This window comes from Streptomyces sp. NPDC091292, assembly GCF_044757265.1.
GTDB lineage: Bacteria > Actinomycetota > Actinomycetes > Streptomycetales > Streptomycetaceae > Streptomyces.
Map to the genome: position 1 here is coordinate 175,976 of NZ_JBIVUQ010000018.1, position 8,047 is coordinate 184,022.

Genomic DNA, 8,047 nt, shown 5'->3' on the forward strand with positions numbered 1-8,047 from the left:
GCGCGGATCGGGCCGGAGTGGTCGCCGGCGTGGTCCACACGCCAGGGCTCAGGGCTCAGGGCTCAGGGCTCAGAGGTCGAACTCCTCGTACTCCTCGTACTCCGTGGCGTCGGCGTTCTCGGCGTTCCTGCCGTTTCCGACGATCGTGGCGATCTCCGCGACCGTGGGGCGGTCGAAGACGGAGGCGAGCGGCAGATCGACCGCGAACACCGTCCTGATGCGTGAGACCACCTGGGTGGCGAGCAGCGAATGTCCGCCCAGGTCGAAGAAGTTGTCGTCGACGCCGACACGTTCCACGCCCAGCAGCTCGGCCCACATCTCCGCGAGGACACGCTCCGTCTCGGTACGCGGCGCCACATGGCTCCGCCCCGTTCCGGCCCGCGTCCCACCGTCGAATGCCCGGAGTGCGGCGCGGTCGATCTTGCCGTTCGGGGTGAGGGGCAACGCGGCCAGCTCCACGAACACCGACGGCACCATGAACCCCGGCAACCGATCACTGACGAAGGCCCGCAACTCACCGACCCCCGGGATCCCCTCTTCCTGATCCACCGGAACCACATGCGCCACCAACCTCCGATCCCCCTCCACATCCCCCACCGTCACCACGACCGACCGCACCCCAGGATGACCACCCAACACCGACTCGACCTCGCCCAGCTCGACGCGGAACCCACGGATCTTGACCTGGTCGTCGGCGCGACCCACGAACTCCAGCCGACCATCCGGCAGCCACCTCACCTCATCACCCGACCGATACATCCGCGTACCGTCCGCCACGAACGGGTCGGCCGTGAACCGCTCCGCGGTCAGTTCAGGACGGCCGAGGTATCCACGAGCGACGCCCGTACCGGCGATGTACAACTCACCCACCACACCCACCGGGACGGGGCGCAACTGCTTGTCGAGTACGTAGACGCGGGTGTTGGCCATCGGCGTACCGATCGACGGCACACCCTGACCCTCCGGATCGAGGACGGCGATGCTCGCGCACACCGTGATCTCGGTCGGGCCGTACGCGTTGAGCAGCCGATAACCCTCACGCCATACGGAAGCAGCCGCCTCCTCCAGCCGCTCCCCCGCCGTCACCAACGTCCGCAGACCTTCCAGGTCCGCCGGTTCCAGAACGGCGAGGAGCGACGGCGGCAGTGTCGCCACCCGTACCTCCCGCTCCCGCACCAACGCGGCCAGGACGCGGGGCTCGGCCCGCTCCTCCGCCGTCGCCACCACCAGCCGGCCACCCGCCACCAACGTCACAGCGACTTCGGACACCGCGGCATCGAAACCGAACGGCGCGAACTGGAGCACGCCATCACCCGCACCGACACCAAACGTCCGTGCCTGCGCCAACGCCAGGTTCACGACTCCACGGTGCGCGACCTGCACACCCTTCGGCCGACCCGTCGAACCCGACGTATAAATCACATACGCCAACTGATCAGCAGTCGCCGACACGATGTCGGGCGCCGTCGAGGGCAATTCCGCCAGCGCGGCCACCACACCCGGAGCGTCCACCACCACCGTCCGAAGCCGCCCCACCGGCAGCTCATCCACCAACTCCTCCGTACCCACCAACACAGTCGCCCGACTGTCCCGCAGCATGAAGCCCAGCCGCTCCACCGGATACTCGGGATCCAGGGGCAGATACGCGCCACCCGCCTGCCACACCCCCAGCATCGCCACGACCATGTCGACCCCACGCGGCAGACACAGCGCCACCACCGACTCCGCGCCCACCCCCACACCCCGCAGATAATGCGCCAGACGATTCGCCCGACCCATCAACTCCCCATATTCGAGGGACACTTCGCCGCAGACCACGGCCACCGCGCTGGGCGCAGAGGCTGCACGTTGAGCAATCAGCTCATGCACACCACCCACCACCGGCAACGGCTCAACCGTCGCATTCCACTCATGTACGAGCCGCTGGTGCTCGACCTGAGTCAGAACCGGCAGCTCAGCGAGGCGTCGGCTCGCGTCCGTGGTCAGGGTGTCGAGGAGTGCGACGAGATGTCCCGCCATCCGCTCGACCGTGCTCGCGTCGAACAGCGCGGTGCTGTACTCGATCGCTCCGGACAGCGCACCCCCGCCGTCCGTCAGCACGAGGCGCAGGTCGAACCGGTTGGTCATGCTGGTTCCGGCGTCGTCCATGGACGACTCGGGGTCGATGGTGTCGCCGTCGGCGCGATCACCGGTGGACCGGCCGTCCTCGGTGAAGTAGTTGAACAGCACCTGGAAGAGCGGGCTGCGCGACCGGTCCCGCTCCGTGACGAGTTCGTCCACCAACTGCTCGAACGGCAGATCCTGGTGTGCGTAGGCGCCCAGAGCCACCTTCCGTACGCGGCCCAGCAGTTCGGCGAAGGAGGGGTCGCAGGACAGGTCGGTGCGGAGCACGAGCGTGTTGACGAAGAACCCGATCAGATCCTCGGTCTCGGCGCGGTTCCGGTTCGCGACCGGTGTGCCCACCACCACGTCGTCCGACCCCGCGTACCGGCCCAGCAACACGTTGAACGCGGCCAGCAGCGTCATGAACATCGTCGTGCCGTGTTCGCGGGACAGCGCCCGCAGCACGGCCATCGTCGGTTCCGGGACCTCGAACCGCGTCGTCGCGCCGACCGGTGACCACATCGCCGGGCGCGGCCGGTCGGTGGGCAGCTCAAGCGTCGGCGCTCCGGTCAACTGCTCCCGCCAGTAGGCACGTTGCGCGTCGAGCACATCGCCGGTGAGCCGCTGTCGCTGCCAGACCGCGAAGTCCGCGTACTGGACGGGCAGGGGCGGGAGCGACGGTACGCCGCCCTCGCGCAGCACGTCGTACAGATACATCAGTTCGCGCTGGAAGATACGTGTCGACCACTCGTCGGAGACCACATGGTGCATCGACAGCGCGAGGACGTGTTCGTGGGCCGCCACCCGGATCAGTGTGGCGCGAATCAGCGAGCCGTCGGAGAGGTCGAACGGCGTCGCCTCGTCCGCCGTGACAAGCTTCTCGGCCGCAAGCAGGGGGGCGCCCTCGGCCGACACGTCGATCATCGGCAGCGCGAAGGCCGCCGGCGGGGCTATCACCTGGTGCGGCACACCGTCCGCGCCCGCGACCAGACGCGTCCGCAGCACCTCGTGCCGTGCCACGATCGCGGTGAGGGCCGCTTGGAGTGCGGAAATGTCGAGGTCGCTGCCCATCCGCACCCGCATCGGCAGGTTGTACTCCAGCGATCCGGGCTCCAGCCGGTCCAGGAACCACAGCCGTTGCTGTGCGAACGACAGTGGCAGTACCTGGTCCCGGTCGACGGGTGTCACCGGCTGGAGGTCGGGCCGCTCTGCCGACCCGGCGATCGTCGCGGCCAGGCCACGCACCGTCGGGTGGTCGAAGAGCGCCGACAGCGGGACCTCGGCGCCCAGGACGTTCCGTATCCGGGAGATCACCTGGGTGGCGAGGAGTGAATGCCCGCCCAGCTCGAAGAAGTTGTCCTCGGCTCCGACCCGGTCGATGCCCAGGACGCGGTTCCAGATTCCTACGAGCAGTTCTTCCACGGCGCCGGAGGGTGCCACGAAGGTGTCCGCCTCGGGGCGGCCGATCTCCGGCTCCGGGAGTGCGGCCCGGTCCAGTTTGCCGTTGGGGGCCAACGGCAGGTCGGCCAGCTCGACGAAGACCGACGGGACCATGAACTCGGGGACACTGCGCCGCAGGTGCTCGCGCAGCTCGGCGTCCGCCGGAAGTCCCTCGGCCAGGTCGGCGGGCACCAGGTAGGCCGCCAGCCGGCGGTCCTCGCCCTCGCCCCAGGCGGTCACGACCGCGGAGCGCACACGGGGATGGCCGGCAAGCACCTCCTCGATCTCTCCCGGTTCGATACGGAAGCCGTGCACCTTCACCTGCTGGTCGATACGGCCGAGGAATTCGAGGCGGCCGTCGGCACGCCAGCGCACCTGGTCGCCCGACCGGTAGGCCCGGGAGCCGTCACCCGCGAACGGATCGGCCACGAACCGCTCCGCGGTCAGCGCGGGCCGGTCCCCATAGGCTCGGGCGAGGCTCGCGCCCGCGATGTACAGCTCGCCCGCGATGCCGACGGGCACGGGGTTCAGGCGCTCGTCCAGGACCATCAGCCGTACGTTCGTCAGCGGCAGGCCGATCGGCACGAGGCCGCCGGGCGACCAGTCCGCCATACCACCCGTATCGCTCGTGCCGCTCGTACGGGCACACACCGTGCTCGCCGCGTCGATGGTGTTCTCGGTCGGGCCGTACAGGTTCGCCACGATCGCCGTGGAGTTCTTCGCGTAGAAGCGGGCCACGTCGGCCGCTGCCAGCGCCTCACCTCCGCAGAACACCGCACGCAGCCCGGCTAGGGAAGACGGCCATGTGTGGGAGACGAACAGCTTGAACAGCGACGGTACGAATTGCACCACCGTGATCCGCCGGGCTTCGAGGAGTTCCACCAGGTAGTCCAGGTCACCCTGTCGTCCGGGGGCGGCGAGGACGAGTTCGGCGCCGTTCGACAGGGGCCAGAGCAGCTCCCACACCGAGGCGTCGAACGTGAGAGGTGTCTTGTGGAGCACGCGGTCCGCCGCAGTGAGATCGTGCTGGTCCTGCATCCACGACACACGGTTCACGACACCACGGTGGGTGATCTGCACGCCCTTCGGGCGGCCGGTGGAGCCCGAGGTGTAGATGACATACGCGAGCTGCTGGGGATGGACCGGTATGCCGGGCGACGTGGCCGGCAGTGTCGCGAGAGCCGCGCGGGTCGCGGGGTCGTCCCACCACACCACCGTGTCCAGCGCTCCTCCGGTGGCCAGGTCGGCCGCGACTCGACGGTGACCGACCAGGACGGTGGCGCCACTGTCCGCGAGCATGAAATCGAGGCGGTCCGCCGGGTAGCCCGGGTCGAGCGGCACGTAGGCCGCCCCCGCCTGCCAGACCGCGAGGACCGCGGCGACCATGTCCGGGCCGCGCTCCAGGCAGAGGGCCACGGTGAACTCGGCTCCCACTCCCACGTCGCGCAGATGGTGGGAGAGGCGGTTGGCGCGTGCCATCAACTCGCCGTAGGTGACGGTCTCTTCACCCGATACGACAGCCACCGCGTCCGGCGTCGCGAGTGCCCGCTCGGCGATCAGCTCGTGCATGCCGCTCACCGGGGGCAGGGGCGCCGCGTTGTCGGTCCACTCGTGCAGGAGCTGGTCGCGCTCGGCCTCGGTCAGCAGGGGCAGATCACCGATGCGCCGGTCCGCCTCGTGGTCGTCGTCGGAGGTGACGGCCGCCAGGAGTGTGACCAGGTGCCCGGTCATCCGCTCCACGGTCGTGGCGTCGAAGAGTGCGGTGCTGTACTGGATCTCTCCGGCAAGGGAGCCGTCGTCCTCGCCTTCGCCCAAGGTGACCATCAGGTCGAACTTGACCGGCAGCGACTCCGGTACGACCCCCGGGCCGACGGACTCCGGGGCCGGAAGCGCGGCCGGTGCACCGTCGGATCCCGCCCGCGTGCGGCGCGCGGCGGATCCGGCGGGCTCCTCGGCCACATAGCTGAAGAGCGTCTGGAAGAGCGGGGTACGAGAGCGGTCGCGCTCCATGACGAGGTCGTCCACCACCTGCTCGAACGGCAGGTCCTGGTGGGCGTAGGCACCGAGCGCGGTCTCGCGTACACGGCCGAGGAGTTCGACGAACGTGGGATCGCCGGACAGGTCGGTGCGCAGCACGAGCGTGTTGACGAAGAACCCGATCAGATCCTCGGCCTCAGCCCGGTTCCGGTTCGCCACCGGCGTGCCGACCACGACATCCTCGGTGTCGGCGTAGCGAGCCATGAGGACGTCGAACGCCGCGAGGAGCGTCATGAACATCGTCGTGCCGTGTTCCCGGGACAGCGCGCGCAGCGCCTGTGCCGTACCGGCCGGAACGGTGAATCGGCACACCGCGCCCTCGGTGGAACGCACCGCCGGCCGCGGCCGGTCGGTCGGCAGCTCAAGCGTCGGAACGCCCGCCAACGTGCGCCGCCAGTAGTCCAGTTGACCATCGAGCACGTCACCGGTCAGCCACTGCCGCTGCCAGGCCACGACATCCGCGTACTGGAACGCGAGCGGCGGCAACGGATCCGGTTCACCCGCGCGGAACGCCTCGTAGAGAGTGAGGAGTTCGCGTCGAAGGATGCGATCCGACCACTCGTCGGACACCACGTGGTGCATCAGCAGGGCGAGTACGTGCTCCTCGTCCCCCAGCCGGATCAAGGTGGCGCGGATCAGGGGGCCGTTCGCCAGGTCGAACGGCGTCAGGGTGTCCTTGGCGAAGATGTCGTTCGCTGCGGTCTGCGGGCTCACACTCCCGGAGAGGTCGAGGAGTGGAAGGGGCGTGGGCGTGGGCGGGTCGATGACCTGGTACGCCACACCGTCCTCGCCCGCGACCAGCCGAGTCCGCAGCACTTCATGCCGGGCGACGATCGCGTCCAGCGCGGCACCCAGAGCCGCGAGGTCCACGTCACCGGTCAGCCGCAGACGCGTCGACATGTTGTACTCCGTCGAGCCCGGCTCCAACTGATCCAGGAACCAGAGGCGTTGCTGCGCGAACGACAGCGGAAGCGGCTGAGTGCGGTCTGCCACCCCGACCGGTGGCAGGGCCCGCGCCTGTCCCGCGCCGTCGACTGCCGCCGCCAGACCGCGAACCGTCGGCTGGTCGAAGAGCGCCGACAACGCCACCTCGACCCCGAACGCCTCCCGGATACGGGAGATCACCTGCGTGGCGAGCAGGGAGTGACCGCCCAGATCGAAGAAGCTGTCCGTGGCGCCGACACGGTCCGCTCCCAGTACCTGGGACCAGATGCCCGCGAGCAACTCCTCGGCGACCGTGCCCGGAGGAGCGTAAACGCCGTCCAACTCACTGGCCGTGCCCTCGGGTTCGGGGAGTGCCTTGCGATCGATCTTGCCGTTCGGGGTGAGCGGCAACGCGGCCAGCTCCACGAACAGCGACGGCACCATGTACTCCGGCAGACTCTCCCGCAACCACTCCCGCAGCACACCCACCGACGGAACACCATCGGCTTGGACGGCCGGCACCAGATACGCCACCAATCGACGCTCCACACCCTCCCCACGACCCACCACCACCGCGGAACCGACCGCCGGATGCCCGATCAAGGCGGCTTCGATCTCACCCGGCTCGATACGGAAACCACGCACCTTCAACTGCTCGTCCCCACGCCCCAAAAACTCCAGCCGACCATCCGCCAACCACCGCACCCTGTCCCCCGACCGATACATCCGCGAACCATCCCCCGCGAACGGATCCGCCACAAACCGCTCCGCCGACAAACCCGCACGACCCAGATAACCCCGCGCCACACCAGCGCCGCCGATGAACAACTCACCCGCCACGCCGACGGGCACCGGCTCCAGCCGACCGTCCAGCACATACACCCGCGTATTGGCGACAGGTGAACCGATCCCCGCCACCCGGTCCGCCGACAACCGCTCACACGCCGACCACACCGTGGTCTCCGTCGGCCCGTACATGTTCCACACCCCCGCCACCCGCTCCACCAACGCACCCGCCAACCCACCCGGCAGCGCCTCACCACCACACAACGCCACCAGACCAGGCAACCCCACCCACCCATCAGCCACCAACATCTGCCACGTCACCGGCGTCGCCTGCAACACCGTCACACCCCACCGCACCAACTCACCCGCCAACACACCCGCATCACCCACCACCCCATCCCCAGCAACCACAACCCGACCACCCACCACCAACGGCAACCACAACTCCAACCCCGCAATATCAAACCCCCACGTCGTCACCGCCAACAACACATCACCCCCACCCAACCCCGGACGCACCGCCATCCCACCCAGAAAACTCACCAAACTCCCCTGCCCCACCAACACACCCTTCGGCCGACCCGTCGACCCCGACGTATACAACACATACGCCAACCGATCAGCCGCCACCGCCACCTCCGGCGCCACCTCCGGCGCCACCTCCGGCGCAACCGACGACATGCCCTCAACCACAGAACGAGTCCCCGCATCATCCAGCCACACCACAGCACCCACCGACTCCACCGACTCCACCGGC

The 8,047-nt window shown here is 68.9% G+C and carries 1 protein-coding gene; it reads right to left on the minus strand.

Going from position 1 to position 8,047, the window contains the following annotated elements; genetic code table 11:
• Positions 1 to 69: 69 nt before the first annotated feature.
• Positions 70 to 8,043 carry an amino acid adenylation domain-containing protein gene (locus tag ACIQNU_RS34700; RefSeq protein ID WP_401373962.1) on the minus strand — a complete coding sequence of 2,658 codons (7,974 nt, stop codon included), beginning with the start codon at positions 8,041 to 8,043 and terminating at the stop codon, positions 70 to 72.
• Positions 8,044 to 8,047 lie beyond the last annotated feature (4 nt).